Origin of the sequence: Pseudomonas viridiflava (genome assembly GCF_900602065.1) — a bacterium.
In the GTDB taxonomy this organism is placed as follows: domain Bacteria; phylum Pseudomonadota; class Gammaproteobacteria; order Pseudomonadales; family Pseudomonadaceae; genus Aquipseudomonas.
In genome coordinates this window covers 146678-164596 of record NZ_UWFN01000181.1, presented here as the reverse complement: position 1 = coordinate 164596, position 17919 = coordinate 146678, and the positions used below count along the sequence as shown (strand labels likewise).

Sequence of the window (17919 nt, the reverse complement as noted above, 5' to 3'; positions counted from 1 at the left end):
AACTATGTACAGGTGCTTTTTACACCATGACGGGAATAGTCAGAAATCTTTTTATTGCCGTAAGACTTACGTCCAATGGGCACTACCCCTCAAGCGGTCGACCATAGCTGTCAATAAAAACAAAGCGGTGCAGGTCATGAGTAGAGCCGATGCATTCACCCAGGCCGGGAAAACAGCGGTGTTGCAGAACATTCACGGCACCATGCAGTTCCTGCAGAAATTCCCGCCATTCGACCATATGGAGAACGCACATCTGGCGTACCTGGTCGAACAATGCCAACTGCGTTTTTACGCCGCCGATGAAAGCATCATCAAGCCTGGCGATGGGCCAGTAGAGCATTTCTACATCGTCAAACAAGGACGAGTGGTCGGCGAGCGTCCGCACACAGCAAAAGGTGGAACGGAAACCACTTTTGAAATCACTACCGGTGAATGCTTCCCGCTGGCTGCGCTACTCGGTGAACGGGCGACACGCACCGAGCATTTGGCAGCCGAAGATACCTTCTGCCTGCAACTGAACAAGCAGGCGTTCATCAAGCTGTTCGCGTTATCCACAACCTTCCGCGACTTCGCCCTGCGGGGTGTCAGCAGCCTGCTCGATCAGGTCAATCAGCAAGTCCAGCAACGAGCGGTGGAAACCCTTGGCACTCAGTACTCACTGAACACCCGGTTGGGTGAATTGGCCATGCGCCATCCGGTGATGTGTACGCCGGATACGCCGATGCGTGAGGCGGTGAAGATGATGCACGAGCAGCAAGTCGGCAGCATCGTGATCATCGATCAGCATCAGGCGCCACTGGGCATCTTCACCTTGCGCGACCTGCGCGAGGCCGTCGCCGATATCAGCGTGGATTTCAGCCAGCCGATTCAGAGCCGCATGATTCAAGCGCCCTTCCACCTCAGCCCCGACGCCAGCGCTTTTGATGCAGCGATCGCCATGACCGGCCGACACATCGCGCACGTCTGCCTGGTCCGGGACGGTCGCTTGTGCGGCGTAGTGTCCGAGCGGGATCTGTTCTCTCTGCAACGGGTCGATCTGGTTCATCTGGCGCGCACCATTCGCACAGCGCCACGCATCGACAGCCTGTGCAATTTGCGCGGCGATATCGTGCAACTGGTCGACCGCATGCTGGCTCATGGCGCGTCGTCGACCCAGATCACTCAGATCATCACCTTGCTCAACGACCACACCGTATGCCGTGTGATCGAGCTGACGCTGCAAGAGCGTGGCGACCCTGGCATACCCTTCAGTTGGCTATGTTTCGGCAGCGAGGGGCGTCGCGAGCAGACGCTGCATACCGATCAGGACAACGGCATCCTGTTCGATGCCAAGGACGCCGCTGAAGCTGAGCGTATTCGCGGTCTACTGCTGCCGATTGCCGAGCGCATCAACCAGAACCTGGCCCTGTGCGGATTCACGTTGTGCAAAGGCAACATCATGGCCAGCAACCCGCAGCTGTGCCTGTCCAGAGCTGAATGGTCCCGACGCTTTGCAGCGTTCATCCGCGACGCAACACCGGAAAACCTGCTCAACTCCAGCATCTATTTTGACCTGCGTGTAGTGTGGGGCGAAGAAAGCGGCGGCGAGCAATTGCGCCAACAGATCCTCGACCAGGTTGCCGACAACCGTCTGTTCCAGCGCATGCTGGCAGAGAATGCGTTAAGGCAGCGCCCGCCCGTGGGACGCTTCAAGGACTTCGTATTAGCCCGCAAAGGCAGCGACAAGGACACCCTGGACCTCAAGACTCAAGGCCTGACACCCTTCGTCGATGGCGCGCGCGTGCTGGCGTTGGCCAATGGCATTGGCGTCAACAACACCCTGGAGCGCCTGCGCCAGTTGGTTGCTCGCGAAGTCATCGACGCTCAGGACGGCGCCGCCTATGAAGAGGCCTACCACTTCATTCAACAAACGCGCATGCAGCAGCACCAACTGCAAAGCAGGCAGAACCTGCCTTGGTCCAATCGTATCGACCCAGACACCCTCAACCATCTGGACCGGCGGATTCTGCGTGAATCATTGCGCCAGGCCCAGCGCCTGCAAACCAGTCTGACGCTGCGTTATCAACTATGAGTCTGTTATCCGGCTTGAACCTGTTCCAATGGCTACGTCCCCGGCCACCAAAACCGACGCTGGAAAAGCGCGATCAACAGCGTCTGGCGAACCTTGCGCCAGCAGCATCACTGAGTGAGGATCCGTTGCGCCAGCAACGCTGGGTCGTGGTCGATCTGGAAACCAGCGGCCTGAACATGAACCGCGATCAGGTGCTATCCATTGGTGCCGTCGTCATCGAGGACGGGGCCATTGACCTGAGTCAGCAGTTCGAACGAACGCTGCTGTGCCCCAACCATAAAGTCAGCCCCGCCGTGTTGATTCACGGCCTTGCACCCAGCGCGATTGCGGCGGGCAGCGAACCCGTACAGGCCCTGTTGGATTTCATAGAGTTTGTCGGCGAAAGCCCGCTGCTGGCGTTCCATGCGCCGTTTGACCAACACATGCTGAGTCGGGCACTGAAAGACAACCTGGACTACCGGCTTGAGCATCACTTTCTCGATGTAGCTGAAATCGCGCCGATGCTTTTTCCACAGGCTGGTTTCCGTAAAGCCGGGCTCGATGACTGGACACAGTTCTTCGGGCTGCATGCAGAAGAACGCCACCACGCCAGCGCCGATGCATTGGTGACAGCAGAGCTGGCGCTGATCCTGTTCAGCCACGCCCGTCGCCAGGAGATCGACAGCCCCGCCCGCCTCGACCAGAGCCTGAGCCAATGGCGTCGACGGCAACAGAGTCATTCGTTTTAATACCCGCTCCGAAGGGCTTAGGTGATCCGTTGGAGCGTGGCTTGCCCGCGAATGCAGGCGCCCCGGTTTATCAGGTCTACCGTGTCATCGTTCTTCGCGGGCAAGCCTCGCTCCAACAGGGTATCGCGTGGTACCAAATATAAAACTTGTGCACATAGGCTGTTAGCGGCTCTGTGGATAACATGTTCGCTTATCCCTGAGCCCTATACAAACCGGGGCCTCCAACCAGCCGATCAAAAAACAACCAGCATAAGCTACGGTTTTTATTGGTTTTTCATTGTGGATAAAGCATCCACTAAGCAACTCGCTCATCCACAACTACCCACAAAGTCTGTTGGCGCTTCTGTGGACAAGTTGTTTGCTTACCTCTGCAGGCCATGTATATAGAGGCCTGCAAGCAAACGATCAAAAAACGATCAATTACTACAAAAAAGCTGGAATCCCCTTCTGTCAACCTTGAAAGACGAGGCTTTCAGGAGTTTTCCACAGACCACAGGCGATCTCTCCAGAGTTGCCCCCAAAGTCTGTTGGCGCATCTGTGGATAAGGTGTTTGTGTTCGGCTACAGGCCTTATATTACGTGGCCCACAAGGAAATGATCAATTATTGATCAATAGCCACAAAAAACTGCCATTCTGAATAAGTCACGGTTTTTATTGGTTTTTTACCGGGTGAACAATCGACTTCCCCACAATTGCTGTGGGTGGCCTTGTGGATAAGATGTTTGCTGAAGCTGAAGATGTACAGCTGGCTTGCTCAGGAGGGGATTTGATCAAATTTCGAGCTAAAGTTACCCGTGGGAGCGAATTCATTCGCGAAGAGGGCGGTACATCCGACGAATCAACTGCGCCTGGCAGATCTTCGCGAATGAATTCGCTCCCACAGGCATTTCACCGCTACTAATTAAGCAGCGGGCATCACTCGTGATTAACCGCCACGCCCTTCAGGTAAGGCGCGGGCTCGGCGCCCATGTTTTCGAGCATGCGGGCGCTGTACCAGTCGATGAAGTTGACCACACCGAACTCATAGGTCTTGGAGTATGGACCTGGCTGGTAGGCGTCAGAGTTGATCCCGCGCTGGTTCTCTTCAGCCAGCCGGCGATCCTGATCGTTGGTCGCGTCCCAGACTTCGCGCAAGCGAGCAACGTCGTAGTCCACGCCCTCAACGGCATCCTTGTGTACCAGCCATTTGGTGGTAACCATGGTTTCCTGGGCGCTGATCGGCCACACGGTAAACACGATGATGTGGTCGCCCATGCAGTGGTTCCAGGAGTGCGGCAGGTGCAGGATGCGCATCGAGCCCAGATCCGGGTTGGTAATCCGGCCCATGAGTTTCTTGCTGCCCTGCTTGCCGTCCATGGTCATGGACACGGTGCCTTTGAGCAGCGGCATGCGCACAATACGGTTACGCAAGCCGAAGCTGGCGTGGGCATAAGGAATCTTTTCAGCGTCCCAGGCCGCAGCAGATTCGGCGACATGATCCTTGAACGACTGCGTGGCACGTGGATCGGTGACGTCATCCCATTCCAGCAAGGTGTTGAGCAGTTCCGGATGTGAGCCGCTGCAGTGGTAGCACTCGCGGTTGTTTTCCAGCACCAGTTTCCAGTTGGCCTTTTCCATCAAGGTGGTTTGCACCGCCACCTTGGTGTTTTCCATGTCGTACGGTTCCATGTAGTGCTTGAGGGTCTGCAGGAACTCGTCGATGGCGGGCGGGTTTTCCGCGAGGCTGATGAAGATATAGCCGCCCGCGGTTTTCACGTTGATGGGCTTGAGGCTGAAGTTCTTCATGTCGAAGTCATCGCCCATTTCGCTGCCCGCATATAACAAGCGACCATCAAGCTCGTAGGTCCACTGGTGGTAAGGGCAAACCAGTTTGGCGACTTTGCCCTTCTCCTTGGTGCACAGACGCGATCCCCGATGGCGGCAGACGTTGAAGAAGGCATTGACCGCGCCATCCGGACCGCGCACCACAACCACCGGGTTCTTGCCGATCTGCAGCGTCAGGTAGTTACCCTTGGCCGGAATCTCGGCGGTCATACCTGCGATCAGCCACTCTTTGTGGAAGATCTCCTGCATGTCGATTTCAAACAACCGCTCATCACTGTAGAAAGGCTGCGGCAGCGAATAGGTGCGCTCGCGGTTCTGCAGCATTTCGGCAGTGGCCTTACGTGCCGGTTCCAGCGGATCGCCCAAGCTCAAGGTTGCGGTGACGTCCATCTTTTGAAGTCCTCATGACCATACGGTTTATGGTCGGCGAATGTGGCTAATACGGTTCTTTGTGGCGGTTGGCACGCAAGACGACGGTTGTTTTGCCGTTCATGCTTTTTGATCAACATTTAGTGACGAGTGTGGAGTTCGGAGCAGACATGACCTTATCCATGGGCGACATGGCCGAATCCGTTTCCGACGCGCTAATGCAGGTAGTCAGGGGCTGGTCGCGATAAGTACGCCGATGTCGCTGGCAGGTAAGTGGGTGTCCTGCGCCTTACGCAGAATTCGCATCATGAGGCCGGACGTCGGCCGTTGGAGATTCAGCATGTCCCAAAGCTTCCTGAGCCCGGTAAATACCCAGACATGGGCCAATGGCCGACACCTGGTGCGCGTCGTCAAGGTGATCCAGGAAACCTGGGATGTGCGCACCTTCTGCTTCATGGCCGACCAGCCGATCATGTTCTTCTTCAAACCCGGCCAGTTCGTGACTCTGGAGCTTGAAATCGAAGGCGTGCCGGTGATGCGCTCGTACACTATTTCCAGTTCGCCTTCGGTGCCTTACAGCTTCTCGGTGACCATCAAGCGCGTACCCGGCGGCAAGGTCTCCAACTACCTGCATGACACGCTGCATGAAGGTCAGGAGCTGGCGGTGCATGGACCCGTCGGGCTGTTCAATGCCATTGACTACCCGAACCCGAAAATTCTCTACCTGAGTGGCGGGGTCGGGATTACGCCGGTGATGTCCATGGCGCGCTGGTTCTACGACACCAACGCCAACGTCGACATGGTGTTCGTACACAGCGCCCGCTCACCCAAAGACATCATTTATCACCGCGAGCTGGAACACATGGCGTCGCGGATCGACAACTTCAGCCTGCACCTGATCTGCGAGAAGCACGGTCTGGGCGAACCCTGGGCCGGTTATCGCGGCTATCTGAATCAGAAGATGCTTGAGCTGATGGTGCCGGACTTCATGGAGCGCGAGGTGTTCTGCTGCGGGCCGACACCGTACATGACGGCCGTCAAACGCCTGCTGGAAGCCAACGGTTTCAACATGGCGCAATACCATGAAGAATCGTTCGGTGCGACGCCTCCCGAAGCGCGTGCCGATGCCGTGGAACAAGCCGAAATCGCCGCCGAAGCGCCTGAAGTGGACGCCTCGGATCTGCATCAGGTGGAATTCACCGACACCGGCAAGAGCATCCGCGTGGCACCGGGCGAAACCGTCCACGCCGCCGCCGCCAAGCTCGGCCTGATGATCCCCAAAGCCTGCGGCATGGGCATCTGCGGGACCTGCAAGGTGATGAAACTCAGCGGCGAAGTGGAAATGGAGCACAACGGCGGGATCACCGAAGAAGACGAAGCCGAAGGCTACATCCTGTCGTGCTGCAGCATTCCGAAGGGGGATGTGCGGATCGAGTATTAATCGCCTGAGCGGCTAATACTGAGCGCATCCGCCGCTACCCTGCATCCCCTTGTAGGAGTGAACTTGTTCGCGAATCGTCGGTGCGGGCAGCCGATGAGTCGGCTATTGAATCGCCTCGCCAACAAGTTGGCTCCTACAAAGAGCGAGTATCGCGCTTACAAAATAAAGCGCGAAACCATGCTACTGAAGACATCAGACCCACTGCCGGAGGTCCAGCTATCTCACCCTATACACTCGTATACGTGAAACATTGACTCGCTCACCACTAGTATCGCTGACCGCATAATAGTGGACCGTAGATCTGCCCCCATCCGCAATGAACTCCTCAAAATAGGACATGGGAACGTTAAACGTCACGGGAACCGCGCCAATAAAAACTTTGGTCTCAGAGTAGTGACTATATTTACCATCGTAACGCGTTGTAATTCTGTCACCCGTCTTGATACCGGGATAGTCAACAAGAAGGGATGCGCCCTCAGCAGGAAGATCCGCGACCACGATATATTCAGAATCAGGTTCCCCGACAGCCTCCCGAATAGTTGGCATTGTCAGCGGTTCTGGAACTGAATCAGTCACGGCATAATCCACAGCCTTGGAAAGGCCGATAATAGTGTCGTCATCCCCATAAAGAAAGTATTGAAAAGACACATACCGCTTTCTACTGAAATACGCCCTAGGAACACTGAAGACCAATGAAATCGCTCTATCTGGAACTATTTTGACATCATCATAATTAGGTGGAACAAGGCCCCAAGCCTGAACTTTATCACCTGCTTTCATGCCTTCATATTCAACTACCAGTGTGACACCCTCCGGTTTGATCTCGCCAAATTTTATGGTGCCTTGACGATCAATCAACTCTGCCTCTTTGATGAAAGGTGTTTTCAATTTATCAGGCCGCTTCATACTCATGACAGGTCCCTCTTCACGTGACCCCCATCAGGGGGATTGGAGCTTAGCCGTAAAACTGTTACTGCCGGCACGCTTCAATTTTATGAGATAGGGTAACGCACGTCACTGTCATAAATAACAGGTCAAACAACTCAGGCCACTCAATAAAACATCCTAAAAGCTTATAACTTTCAGACTGTTAAAGTTAATCATTCACTTTTTGCTATTTAGATTATTACAAGACGGTCTAATACAAGCATTCAGCAGCCGCTGAATAAATAGCTTCGGAGGGCGAGTGGTGAGATTCCGACTTATCTGAGGTGAACGATAACTCGGTGCATATCTGTGTATAGCGTCGCCCTTATCGCGGGCAAGCACCGCTCCCACATTGAATTTGACTTCATCAGGAGAGCGGTGCAGTCCTTACAAACTAAACCGCGAAACCATGCTGTTCAGGTCAACCGCCAGACGCGTCAACTCACCACTCGCAGCGCTGGTTTGCGCCGCGCCGTCGGAAGACTGGGCCGACAGGTCGCGGATGTTGACCAGGTTGCGGTCCACTTCACGAGCGACCTGGGCCTGCTCTTCTGCGGCGCTGGCGATGACCAGGTTGCGCTCGTTGATTTCCACGACGGCGGTGTTGATGGTGTCCAGCGCCAGGCCCGCGCCTTTGGCGATGTTCAGGGTCGACTCAGCACGCTCGGTGCTGTTGCGCATCGAGCTGACAGCCTGTTCGGTGCCACCTTGAATACTGCCGATCATGCGTTCGATTTCACTGGTCGACTGCTGAGTGCGATGCGCCAGCGCACGCACTTCGTCAGCCACCACAGCAAAGCCACGGCCTGCTTCACCCGCACGCGCAGCTTCAATGGCGGCGTTAAGGGCCAGCAGGTTGGTCTGATCGGCCAGACCGCGAATCACATCCAGCACCTTGCCGATGTCACGGGACTCCTCAGCCAGATTACCGATCAGGTCCGCAGTGCTTTGCACATCACCGCTCATGCGCTCGATGGCATTAACGGTTTCCTGAACCAGATCACGACCGTCACCCGCCGATGCAGTGGCGTTTTTCGAGGCTTCGGAAGTGCTGACCGCGTTACGCGCCACTTCTTCTACGGCGCTGGTCATCTCGTTGACAGCAGTGGCGGCTTGTTCAATTTCGTTGTTCTGTTTGGAGAGCCCACGAGCGCTCTCGTCGGTGACCGCGTTAAGCTCTTCAGCAGCAGAAGCCAACTGAGTGGCGGAACCGGAAATACGGGTCAATGTGTCGCGCAGCTTTTCCTGCATTTTCTGCATGGCAGCCAGCAAACGACCGGCTTCGTCGGTGCCGTCGACTTTGATGGGACGAGTCAGATTGCCTTCGGCAATGGTCTCTGCCGCTTCAAGCGCCGACGCGATTGGACGGGTGATGCTATTGGTCAGCAGCCAGGCGAACAACATGGTCAGGACCGTGGCGATGATCAGCAGGCCGACGACCAGATTGAACGCTGATGAGTACTCCTCAGCAGCAGCGTGGTTGGTGACGGTCAATTGCCTGGTGTTGAGCTCGGCCAGTCTGGCCAGGACCACATTCATTTTGTCTGAGTTGGATGCTGACTCCGCATTGAGCAGCCTGGCCATCTCATCGACCTTGCCTGCACGGCTCAAGGCGATGACGCGCGCTTCGATTTGGCGGTACTCGCCCAACAACTGCACAAACTCGTTGTAGGCTGCCTTCTCTTCCGGGGACTCGATCAGTTTTTCATAGACCGCTTGGGCTTCGCTGATCTGCTTGTTGCGCGCGGCAAACAGTTCAATGGTCTTGTCCTGAACATCCTGTTCGCGATTGGTCAGCAAACGATAGGATAAAACCCGCATGCGAATACCCGCCACGGTCAGGCCGTTAAGGCTCTGAATACTGGGTACGCTGTTTTGCGCAACCTGATCGCCTGCTGCGCGGATCTTGCTCATTTGCATCAGCGCAAATACACCAAGGATCAGCATCAGGGTGCCAATCAAGGCAAATCCGAGGAACGCGCGCGGCGCGATATTCATTGTTCGTAATGACATGTTTGTTTCCAGAAGAGGAGGAGCATTCCCTGCGAAAAGGAGATTTGAAACGCTTGCAATTCCATGCCTATCGGTCGGCAAGCCAAAGTCTTGAGGTGAGCGATATCAAATCGATACGTGGCAGAAAGTCGCAGCCTTTTTAAAATGCGGCAGAGGGCCATGTAAGTCATTGAAAGGCAACGTTTACGGGACTTAGCCCTGAAAACTCGGCAATTTCTAAGCTCGCATATTTCTTCGTTCGTCACGGACTGACGAGCAGCAGGAACCAGATCGGCAAATCACAGTCAACTGGGCCTGTTTATGCACTTGCCTTCAGGGAGGACGCCAGCGCGCCAAAACGCCGTTATTTAAGCGGCTTAACTGGTATGCGCAGTGACTTTTCTTTAAGGTGTGCGCCCGTTGAAATTTGCTTGAGAAATCAAAATGTTGGAAGCATCCCTTAGCCAGTTGGAACAACTTGTCACTGACCTGGTGCAACAGAACCAGCAGTTGCAGAACACGAACACTCAGCTCAGCGCAGAGCTGGCCCAAGCCAAGGATGACAACGACAGTTTGCAACTGAGTCTGATGGAGCAGGAAGAGAAACAAGGCGCCACCGCAGCGCGCATTCAAGCGCTTGTTGATCGCGCCACCAGCGCAAGCGCAGTCAGCGCATGAGCACTGACAGGAACGGGGTGACAGTCGTTTCGATTCTCGGCAACGACTACTCGATCAAGGCTCCTGCTGGTGAAGAGCAGACCTTGCAGCAGGCCACCGCATTGCTCCGTGCATCGCTGGCCGATACCAAGCGCAAATACCCGACGCTGATCGGCGACCGCTTGCTGGTACTGGCCGCCTTGAACCTGTGCTCGCAGCAAATCGAACTCAAGCAGCAGCACCAACTGGAACTAGACCGCTGCCGGGAGCAGGTCGATGCAACGGTGGATGCGATTTCCAGGACGATTGCACAGAACTGACCACCGCCCTCTTCTGATTGGAATGGGGCTAATTTGTGGCCGATTCTATGTTTCCCTGCTAGCTCAACTCCCTGTGGGAGCGAATTTATTCGCGAAGGGGCCAGTACATCCACAGCCTTTGTATCCACCGAAAGGCCGTCTTCCCGAATGAATTCGGTCCCACAGGTCTCATTCCAAGAGGGCTTCTGCGTTACGCCCCCATCACCAAGCGGATATCCGCCGCCAGCTCGCGCACGCGGTCTTCCTCGGTGTCCCACGAGCACATGAAGCGTGCACCGCCGTTGCCGATGAAGGTATAGAAGCGCCAGCCTTTAGCCGTCAGTGCCGCGATGGCTGGTTCTGACAATTGCAGGAACACGCCATTGGCCTGCACCGGGAACATCAGCTCAACACCCGGGATGTCCTGAACCAGCGAGGCCAGCAATTGCGCGCAATGGTTGGCATGACGAGCATGCTTGAGCCAGGCATCGCCTTCCAGCAGGCCGACCCACGGCGCCGAAAGGAAGCGCATTTTCGACGCCAGTTGCCCGGCCTGTTTGCAGCGATAGTCGAAGTCTTCGGCCAGCTTGTGGTTGAAGAACAGAATCGCCTCCCCCACCGCCATGCCATTCTTGGTGCCACCAAAGCACAGCACGTCGACACCGGACTTCCAGGTCAGCTCAGCCGGTGAACAGTCCAGAAAGGCACAGGCATTGGAGAAACGCGCGCCGTCCATGTGCAGGTTCAGATTGAGCTCTTTACAGGTCGCGCTGATCGCCTTGAGTTCGTCTGGCTGGTAAACACTGCCGACTTCGGTGGCTTGGGTCAGGGTCACGACCCGAGGTTTCGGGTAGTGAATATCCTGACGTTTGAGCGCTACTTCGCGGATGGATTCCGGCGTGAGCTTGCCCTGCTCGCTGCGTGCGGTCAGCAGCTTGGAGCCGTTGGAGAAGAACTCCGGAGCGCCACACTCGTCAGTTTCGACGTGGGCCGTCTCCGAACAGATAACGCTGTGATAGCTCTGGCACAGCGACGATAGCGCCAGCGAGTTGGCAGCCGTACCGTTGAAAGCGAAAAAAACTTCGCAGTCAGTTTCAAATAATTTACGGAATTGATCCGAGGCGCGCGCGGTCCATTCGTCATCGCCATAAGCGCGCTGATGGCCGTGGTTAGCCTGTTCCATCGCAGCCCAGGCTTCAGGACAAATGCCCGAATAGTTATCACTGGCAAACTGCTGGCTTTTATCGGTCATGGCCGAATCCTTGTCATTGATTATGCTGCGCACTGTAGCGAAGATCGCAGGGTTTGGTCATTAGCTGCCTTGTTGCAGATTTGCTTTGGTAGGAGCGCGCTTGCCCGCGATGGCGTCAGGTCAGCCGACAAAGATATTGATTGACCTGACGCCATCGCGGGCAAGCGCGCTCCTACAGGGCAGGTATTAAAACTGCCCCGTGGCGAAGAAACCCCAAAACGCTGGAGAGATATGGATCTGTCGAACCCGCCTTACCTGCCCGGACGCGACAAGGCGCTGGACCTGCTCAAGTGGCTGGCGATGCTGGCCATGGTACTCGACCACTTGCGCTATGTCGGCTGGTCGATAGACCTGCTGTATGTACCTGGCCGCTTGGCCTTCCCCTGGTTCTGCCTGGCGATTGCGGCCAATCTGGGACGCAAATCCGCGCTGTTTCCTGACCCCAAAGTGCAGTGGCGTTATCTGGGATGGATGCTCTTGTTTGCTGTACTGGCCGAACTCCCCTATCGGCTGTACATGGCGGAAGACGCCCACACGCTGAACGTATTGCCGACGCTGGTGCTCGGTTTGCTAATCGCCCAGGGCTGGCGGCACCGCCTGCCGGTTACGCGGGTAATGGCGCTTGGTTCGCTGCTGATCGCCGCTATATTCCACAAATATCTGATGTTCGGTTTCTTTGGCACGCTGCTGCCGCTGGCGCTCCTGCTTGTGCTACATCGGCCGCTCTGGTTCGCCTTGTTGCCGGGCGTGATTTGCGTGGCGAGCAATGCCTGGCCGCAGATGTTTGCTGGGGCCGCTTGGGGTGATCCGATCTCCATTGGCTCACTGGTTGCCTGCCTGATTGCGCCCATGCTGGGGCTGGCATTGCTGCGTCGCCGCCTGACATTCCCGGTCAAGCCGATGCGGCGCTGGGCATACGCGATCTATCCCGCGCACTTTCTGGTGCTGTTGGGGTTGCGGGAGTTGTTGGTCACTTAACGATAGCGGACTTTACCGCCGGTGAAGCTTTGTTCATGCTCCTCAATTTAAGGGTGGCATGGGTCTCGATCTCAAGAATGCCTGCGGCCCGTTCAAGCATTTGTCAGCAGAGCTTCTGTAGCATGTAAGCTGGCTGACGATCAGCAATATGATTAATCTTCATTCCGTATCAGTCGCACACTTAACTCGCTATAAAACCAGGACCGCTTTCGTTAGTCCGTGCGAGGCATTCGCGGAAAGTTTAGAGGCGGATAAGTCTAAGACAAATAAGAGATGACCGGCGGGCAGCAGCACTACTGAGCAAGCAGCACTGCTGCCACCTAATGTTCAAGGTGTTGAAAGAGGATATCTTACATTTAACCTATACATCGTGGAGCCTCCAGCGCCTTTCACCACGCTCTTTTGCGACAGTATTGCCGCTTTCTCCATTATCTGTAAAAATATTTCATCTCCAGTGTTTAGAGCTGCAAACTCAAAGTCCTCCATTTCGGTAGAAACAGTGGAACCCGGCGCTTTCACCGCCACATATATAAGTGCCATGACGCATCTCCTTACGCATTAATATAATCAATCAACTTCTTCGCTACCTAATTAAGCTAACCCTGCTAACTCTGCTCGTCTACTGTAAGAAATGACAGGTTTAACTACCGTTTGTCGCTAAAGTTTCACCACTGAGTGTTGTCGCATGTTTAAGCCGATGATCACGTGCGCTGCCTCTGGCCTCGCTGCTGGTACTGGAGCGCCCGTGGTGGATGGTGGTCCTGCCCGGTCAGGTATGTGTCGCGGGTAACGCCTGGCCGCAAATGTTCGCCGGGGCGGCGTAGGGTGATACGATCTCCATCGGCTCAATGCTCGCCTGCCTGTTAGCACCCATGCTCGGGCTGGCCTTGTTGCGCCGTCGTTTGAACTTCCCTGTCAAACCGATGCGGCGTTGGGCCTATGCGATTTATCCCGCGCATTTTCTGGTGCTGTTGGGATTGCGGGAGTTGCTAGCGACCTGAACAACACCGCCATCCTTGTGGGACCGAATTCATTCGGGAAGAAGGCATTGAATCAGATACAAATATTGTGAATGTACCGGCCCATTCCCGAATGAATTCGGTCCCACAGGTTTGCCCCACAAATAACCTGTCGCCTGAAAAATCCCTGTAGACAAAACGCCACTGGCGCCCTTATCTTCTGCGCTGGCCACCGCAGTGGCCAACGTCGCTCGGACGGTTCCGGGCGCTTACGTATCTGAGGCCTCCATGGCAGACTTACCTTCGCCGCGCCGTTTTGCGCGCATCGATCGACTCCCCCCGTACGTCTTCAATATCACTGCCGAGCTGAAAATGGCCGCTCGCCGTCGTGGTGAAGACATCATCGACTTGAGTATGGGCAACCCCGACGGGCCAACCCCACCGCATATCGTCGAGAAACTCGTTACCGTTGCCCAACGTGAAGACACTCACGGCTACTCGACTTCGCGTGGCATTCCGCGTCTGCGTCGGGCGATTTCCAACTGGTACAAAAAACGCTACGACGTCGATATCGACCCGGAGCAGGAAGCCATCGTCACCATCGGCTCGAAGGAAGGTCTGGCGCACTTGATGCTCGCCACCCTCGATCAGGGCGACACGGTGTTGGTGCCCAATCCGAGCTATCCGATTCATATCTACGGCGCGGTGATTGCTGGCGCTCAAGTACGATCAGTGCCGCTGATTCCCGGTGTGGACTTCTTCGCTGAGCTGGAAAAGGCCATCCGTGGTTCGATCCCCAAACCAAAGATGATGATCCTCGGCTTCCCGTCCAACCCAACCGCGCAATGCGTGGAGCTGGACTTCTTCGAGCGCGTGGTGGCTCTCGCCAAGCAATACGACGTGCTGGTGGTTCACGATCTGGCCTACGCCGATATCGTTTACGACGGCTGGAAAGCCCCGTCGATCATGCAGGTGCCGGGCGCCAAAGACATCGCGGTCGAGTTTTTCACCCTGTCCAAAAGCTACAACATGGCGGGCTGGCGGATCGGCTTCATGGTCGGCAATCCGGAACTGGTCAACGCGCTGGCACGAATCAAGAGCTACCACGACTACGGCACGTTCACTCCGTTGCAGGTCGCGGCCATCGCGGCACTGGAAGGCGATCAGCAATGCGTGCTGGATATCGCCGAGCAATACCGTCAGCGCCGCAACGTGCTGGTCAAGGGCCTGCATGAACTGGGCTGGATGGTGGAGAATCCAAAAGCATCCATGTACGTCTGGGCCAAGATTCCACCTGCCTACGCGCATCTGGGCTCATTGGAGTTCGCTAAAAAGCTGCTGGCTGAAGCCAAGGTCTGCGTGTCACCAGGCGTCGGTTTTGGCGAATACGGCGACGACCATGTGCGCTTCGCGCTGATCGAAAACCAGGACCGGATTCGTCAGGCTGTGCGTGGCATTCGCGGGATGTTCCGGGTGGATGGGCAGTTGCCCGGCAAAGCCGTGGTCTGATTGCGACATTAGCGGAAAAAAATCCCCCGGCATCCCCGGGGGATTTTTGTTTGTGAACAGCGGCTCTGTAGGAGCGCAGCTTGCTCGCGATCGGCTGCGAAGCAGTCGTAAATCAGTATCCACATTTATCCTGACACACCGCAACCAGCCGATTTGTGACCGCTTCGCGGTCAATCGCGAGCAAGCTACGCTCCTACAGATTCAAGCCCTTATCACTCTATTTACTCTTCCCCAGGATGCCATGTCGTAAACGCGCCTTTGCGTGGCGTGCGCAGGCATTTGGCGTCTTTGGTCCGGCCCTAGTATCGCTGTCAAAGGGCCCGGCTTAGATGCTGCGGCTCTACCGATAAGTCAGGCGCTACGCCGCCGCTGGGAGAACCGCGATGTTCAGCAAGAACGACCAAATCCAAGGCTATGACGATGCACTGCTGGCCGCGATGAATGCCGAAGAGCAGCGTCAGGAAGATCACATCGAGCTGATCGCCTCGGAGAACTACACCAGCCAGCGCGTGATGGAAGCCCAGGGCAGCGGCCTGACCAATAAATACGCCGAAGGCTATCCGGGCAAGCGCTATTACGGCGGTTGCGAGCATGTGGATAAAGTTGAAGTGCTCGCTATCGAGCGCGCCAAGCAATTATTCGGCGCTGATTACGCCAACGTCCAGCCACACTCCGGCAGTTCGGCGAACGCCGCGGTTTATCTGGCATTGCTGCAAGCAGGCGACACCGTGCTGGGCATGAGTCTGGCACACGGTGGTCACTTGACCCACGGCGCCAAAGTCAGCTTCTCCGGCAAGCTCTACAACGCGGTGCAGTACGGCATCGACACCACTACCGGACTGATCGATTACGACGAAGTCGAGCGCATTGCCGTTGAATCGCAGCCAAAAATGATCATCGCCGGTTTCTCGGCCTATTCGAAAACCCTCGACTTCCCGCGCTTCCGGGCCATCGCTGACAAGGTCGGCGCTTACCTGTTTGTCGACATGGCTCACGTTGCCGGGCTGGTCGCGGCCGGTCTGTACCCGAACCCGCTGCCGTACGCAGACGTGGTAACCACCACCACTCACAAAACCCTGCGCGGCCCGCGTGGTGGTTTGATCCTGGCCAAGGCCAACGAAGAGATCGAGAAGAAGCTCAATTCGGCGGTATTCCCCGGTGGCCAGGGCGGTCCGTTGATGCACGTGATCGCCGCCAAGGCCGTGTGCTTCAAGGAAGCCATGGAGCCGGAGTTCAAGGCGTATCAACAGCAAGTGATCGATAACGCCCAAGCCATGGCGCAAGTGTTCATCGACCGTGGCTACGACGTGGTCTCCGGTGGCACCGATAACCATTTGTTCCTGGTCAGCCTGATCCGTCAGGGCCTGACCGGCAAAGACGCCGACGCCGCGTTGGGTCGTGCGCACATCACCGTCAACAAGAACTCGGTTCCCAACGACCCGCAATCGCCATTCGTGACCTCGGGTCTGCGTATCGGCACCCCGGCCGTCACCACCCGCGGTTTCAAAGTCACCCAATGCATCACGCTGGCCGGCTGGATCTGCGACATTCTCGACAACCTCGGTGATGCCGACGTCGAAGCTAATGTCGCCAGCCAGGTTGCAGCCCTGTGTTCCGATTTCCCGGTTTATAGCTGAGTCAGGAGTAGTTATTCATGCAGCATTACTCAGGCTTCGGCCTTCTCAAACACTCCCTCAGCCACCACGAAAACTGGCAGCGCATGTGGCGCACGCCGACCCCGAAAAAAGTCTACGACGTGGTTATTGTCGGCGGCGGCGGGCATGGTCTGGCGACGGCTTATTATCTGGCCAAAGAGCACGGCATCACTAATGTGGCCGTGGTCGAGAAAGGCTGGTTGGGCGGCGGCAACACAGCGCGTAACACGACCATCGTGCGCTCCAACTACCTGTGGGATGAATCGGCGCATCTGTACGAACACGCGATGAAACTGTGGGAAGGCCTGTCTCAGGACCTGAACTACAACGTGATGTTTTCCCAGCGCGGCGTGTACAACCTGTGCCACACACTGCAGGACATGCGTGACTCCGAGCGCCGGGTCAGCGCCAACCGCCTCAACGGCGTGGACGGCGAACTGCTCAATGGCAAACAGGTGGCGGACGAAATCCCGTACCTGGATTGCTCGAAAAACACCCGCTACCCCATCATTGGCGCCACTGTGCAACGGCGTGGCGGCGTGGCCCGTCACGATGCCGTGGCGTGGGGTTTCGCCCGTGCCGCTGACGCCTTGGGCGTTGACCTGATCCAGCAGACCGAAGTGACCGGCTTCCGCAAAGAAAACGGCGTGTGCATCGGCGTAGAAACCAACAAAGGTTTCATCGGTGCCAAGCGCGTCGGTGTAGTCACGGCCGGTAACTCCGGGCACATGGCAAAACTGGCCGGCTTCCGTCTGCCGATCGAATCCCACCCGCTGCAAGCGTTGGTGTCCGAGCCGATCAAGCCGATTATCGACAGCGTGATCATGTCCAACGCGGTACACGGCTACATCAGCCAGTCCGACAAGGGTGACCTGGTGATCGGTGCCGGTATCGACGGCTGGGTTGGCTACGGTCAGCGCGGTTCGTACCCGGTGATCGAACACACGATTCAGGCCATCGTCGAGATGTTCCCGGTGTTGTCCCGCGTGCGCATGAACCGTCAGTGGGGCGGCATCGTCGACACCACCCCGGACGCCTGCCCGATCATTTCCAAAACTCCGGTCCCGAACATGTTCTTTAACTGCGGTTGGGGCACTGGCGGCTTCAAGGCCACGCCGGGTTCGGGCAACGTCTTCGCGGCAAGTCTGGCCAAAGGCGAAATGCATCCGTTGGCCAAACCTTTCTCCATCGACCGTTTCCATAACGGTGCGTTGATCGATGAACACGGCGCAGCGGCTGTCGCCCACTAAGAGGAGC

General features: G+C 56.4%; 14 protein-coding genes and 2 pseudogenes. 10 read left to right on the top strand and 6 right to left on the bottom strand.

Going from position 1 to position 17919, the window contains the following annotated elements:
* Positions 1-136 precede the first annotated feature (136 nt).
* A complete protein-coding gene (locus EE949_RS09860; RefSeq protein ID WP_122664101.1) occupies positions 137-2071 on the top strand; it encodes a putative nucleotidyltransferase substrate binding domain-containing protein in 1935 nt (644 codons plus the stop codon).
* A gap of 14 nt (positions 2072-2085) precedes the next feature.
* Positions 2086-2799 carry a 3'-5' exonuclease gene (locus tag EE949_RS09855; protein WP_122664222.1) on the top strand — a complete coding sequence of 238 codons (714 nt, stop codon included), beginning with the start codon at positions 2086-2088 and terminating at the stop codon, positions 2797-2799.
* Between the two features lie 916 nt (positions 2800-3715).
* Here the strand turns inward: EE949_RS09855 and gbcA are convergent.
* A complete protein-coding gene (gene gbcA / locus EE949_RS09850) occupies positions 3716-5014 on the bottom strand; it encodes a glycine-betaine demethylase subunit GbcA (protein ID WP_122664100.1) in 1299 nt (432 codons plus the stop codon).
* A 319-nt stretch (positions 5015-5333) separates the two neighbouring features.
* On the opposite strand from gbcA, the gene gbcB reads away from it, so the two are divergent.
* Entirely contained in the window at positions 5334-6434 is a 1101-nt protein-coding gene (gene gbcB, locus EE949_RS09840; protein ID WP_122664099.1) for a glycine-betaine demethylase subunit GbcB, read from the top strand.
* 216 nt (positions 6435-6650) lie between these two features.
* Here gbcB and EE949_RS09835 read toward each other — a convergent pair whose 3' ends face one another.
* The 3 genes and pseudogenes from EE949_RS09835 to EE949_RS30215 form a co-directional block, all read right to left on the bottom strand.
* Complete coding sequence (locus EE949_RS09835; protein WP_122664098.1) at positions 6651-7346, bottom strand: hypothetical protein; 696 nt, start codon at positions 7344-7346, stop codon at positions 6651-6653.
* 402 nt (positions 7347-7748) lie between these two features.
* On the bottom strand, positions 7749-8612 hold the full coding sequence (locus tag EE949_RS30220; RefSeq protein WP_430735973.1) for a methyl-accepting chemotaxis protein: 864 nt from the start codon (positions 8610-8612) through the stop codon (positions 7749-7751).
* Positions 8604-9359 (bottom strand): annotated as a pseudogene (locus tag EE949_RS30215) (MCP four helix bundle domain-containing protein); the annotation flags it as partial. The pseudogene EE949_RS30215 and the gene EE949_RS30220, both read right to left, overlap by 9 nt.
* Before the next feature lie 438 nt (positions 9360-9797).
* Here EE949_RS30215 and EE949_RS09825 point away from each other — a divergent pair.
* Positions 9798-10031, top strand: a complete 234-nt coding sequence (locus EE949_RS09825; protein ID WP_122664096.1) for a hypothetical protein — start codon at positions 9798-9800, stop codon at positions 10029-10031.
* Positions 10028-10330 carry a cell division protein ZapA gene (locus EE949_RS09820; protein ID WP_122664095.1) on the top strand — a complete coding sequence of 101 codons (303 nt, stop codon included), beginning with the start codon at positions 10028-10030 and terminating at the stop codon, positions 10328-10330. The genes EE949_RS09825 and EE949_RS09820 overlap by 4 nt, the downstream gene beginning before the upstream one ends.
* A gap of 190 nt (positions 10331-10520) precedes the next feature.
* On the opposite strand, the gene EE949_RS09815 is transcribed toward EE949_RS09820, so the two are convergent.
* Positions 10521-11561, bottom strand: a complete 1041-nt coding sequence (locus EE949_RS09815; RefSeq protein WP_122664094.1) for a low specificity L-threonine aldolase — start codon at positions 11559-11561, stop codon at positions 10521-10523.
* A 231-nt stretch (positions 11562-11792) separates the two neighbouring features.
* On the opposite strand from EE949_RS09815, the gene EE949_RS09810 reads away from it, so the two are divergent.
* Positions 11793-12539 (top strand): TraX family protein, encoded by a 747-nt coding sequence (locus EE949_RS09810; protein WP_122664093.1) that lies wholly within the window; start codon positions 11793-11795, stop codon positions 12537-12539.
* A 327-nt stretch (positions 12540-12866) separates the two neighbouring features.
* Here EE949_RS09810 and EE949_RS09805 read toward each other — a convergent pair whose 3' ends face one another.
* The gene (locus EE949_RS09805) at positions 12867-13079 is read right to left on the bottom strand and encodes a hypothetical protein (protein ID WP_122664092.1); all 213 of its coding nucleotides are present in this window, start codon (positions 13077-13079) and stop codon (positions 12867-12869) included.
* A 170-nt stretch (positions 13080-13249) separates the two neighbouring features.
* Here EE949_RS09805 and EE949_RS09800 point away from each other — a divergent pair.
* The 4 genes and pseudogenes from EE949_RS09800 to EE949_RS09785 all read left to right on the top strand — a co-directional run.
* Positions 13250-13540, top strand: a pseudogene (locus EE949_RS09800) (TraX family protein); the annotation flags it as partial.
* 246 nt (positions 13541-13786) lie between these two features.
* Positions 13787-15007 carry an alanine transaminase gene (gene alaC / locus EE949_RS09795; protein ID WP_122664091.1) on the top strand — a complete coding sequence of 407 codons (1221 nt, stop codon included), beginning with the start codon at positions 13787-13789 and terminating at the stop codon, positions 15005-15007.
* 383 nt (positions 15008-15390) lie between these two features.
* On the top strand, positions 15391-16644 hold the full coding sequence (glyA, locus tag EE949_RS09790; RefSeq protein ID WP_122664090.1) for a serine hydroxymethyltransferase: 1254 nt from the start codon (positions 15391-15393) through the stop codon (positions 16642-16644).
* 17 nt (positions 16645-16661) lie between these two features.
* Positions 16662-17912: a sarcosine oxidase subunit beta family protein gene (locus tag EE949_RS09785; protein ID WP_032628141.1), complete on the top strand. Its 1251-nt coding sequence runs from the start codon at positions 16662-16664 to the stop codon at positions 17910-17912.
* The last annotated feature ends 7 nt before the right edge of the window (positions 17913-17919 follow it).